Below are 1312 nucleotides of genomic sequence, written 5' to 3'. Positions count from 1 at the left end.
TGCGGGATTTTTTGTGGACGAAACAAAAGTCAGTGCTACACTCATTGACGCCACATTGAGGTGGCTTATAGATGGAAATTTCACAATGAAAAAAGCATTTGCTGCACTGTTCGTTTTGTTGTCTCTGGTAGCTTCAACTCAGGCCTTTGCCGGTCGTTGTCAGCACGACAGCGATACTGCCGCTGACGGCTCCCGCTGCGGTGGGCGTTCTGCGGATTCCCGCCCGGGAGGCGGTGGCATTCGTTAAAAACAAGGCCGCGAAAGCGGCCTGTGACATGTCACGTTCCTTTTCTGAATGCTAGCCATTCGAAAAATGATGACATTCCACCGCAGACAATAGCAAAGATGATCCCACCAAAGAAGAGAAGGCCAGCCTGCCACCACTCCCACCGCCATACATCCACAGCGCCAACCATACCAACAATCGCTCCAACAAATGGAATATAGCTCACGATGAAAGCAATGGGGGCTGCAATTATCCAGTGCAATCCCCACCATGATTCAAGCCCAGCCATAATTGCTGCCAACTGAAAAAGACCAACGACGATATAAACAATGAATCCTATAGCTTGCATGTAGTCACCTAATTTACCCAGTAAAAATAAGAGGCCTCCCCTCAATAAGGCTTGCAACAAGAACGACTCCCTGCACAACAAAGATGAACCAGCAAATAGCTTGAGTCTGAGGGTTAAGAAAATATTTGTAGCGGTCAATAAATAACAATCCACCAGAAATTATCACACTCAAAATAATTAAAAACACAACACTTCCTTATTGCGGAGTGACATCCTGTGGTCGCCACCAGTATGTCTGGTTAAACTCTTTCTTCGAACGTTGCTCCATTTTACGCAAATAACCTGGTGAAAAATACTCCTGCATCTGGTTAAAGATCATGTGATCGAGAGCCGCCTTTAAGTACCAGAGATTCGCACCTGGCATCAGACCTTTCCCCAGCTTAACCAGATCACCACCAGTCTGCTCATTCTTCCCTTCCACAGCATTTAACGGTATGCCCTGAGCAATCTTCACTACGTCATCAACCAGACCAGCTACCGGGCCAAGCATCGACGCCAGCGCGCCGCTTCCGTACCTAGTGTGATCTGACAATAAAAAGTCACCGTAAAGGCCAAGACCACCACCTTTCAGTAGAGCACCAAGCCAAAATTTAGCAGCATCTTCTCCTGTCATCTCGCGAGGATTACGACCAGACGCAAGGTCGTTAAGTTGCTGCGACAAAGCGCCAAGAATGGTCGTACTGGCAATAAACGTCGCAATATATGCCGCACGCCCACCAGCAGACGGCATACCCATA

2 protein-coding genes and 1 pseudogene are annotated in these 1312 nt (G+C 47.9%); 1 reads left to right on the top strand and 2 read right to left on the bottom strand.

Annotation, left to right across the window (positions count from 1 at the left end; translation table 11 throughout):
• Positions 1-85 precede the first annotated feature (85 nt).
• Positions 86-247 carry a hypothetical protein gene (locus AZI87_RS18020; RefSeq protein ID WP_000708858.1) on the top strand — a complete coding sequence of 54 codons (162 nt, stop codon included), beginning with the start codon at positions 86-88 and terminating at the stop codon, positions 245-247.
• 31 nt (positions 248-278) lie between these two features.
• Here AZI87_RS18020 and AZI87_RS10570 read toward each other — a convergent pair whose 3' ends face one another.
• Positions 279-575: a hypothetical protein gene (locus AZI87_RS10570; RefSeq protein WP_024203028.1), complete on the bottom strand. Its 297-nt coding sequence runs from the start codon at positions 573-575 to the stop codon at positions 279-281.
• A 196-nt stretch (positions 576-771) separates the two neighbouring features.
• Positions 772-1312: pseudogene (locus AZI87_RS18195) on the bottom strand (hypothetical protein); the annotation flags it as partial.

Source organism: Bdellovibrio bacteriovorus (assembly GCF_001592745.1).
GTDB lineage: Bacteria > Bdellovibrionota > Bdellovibrionia > Bdellovibrionales > Bdellovibrionaceae > Bdellovibrio > Bdellovibrio bacteriovorus_B.
This window is presented reverse-complemented; position numbering and strand designations above follow the sequence as displayed.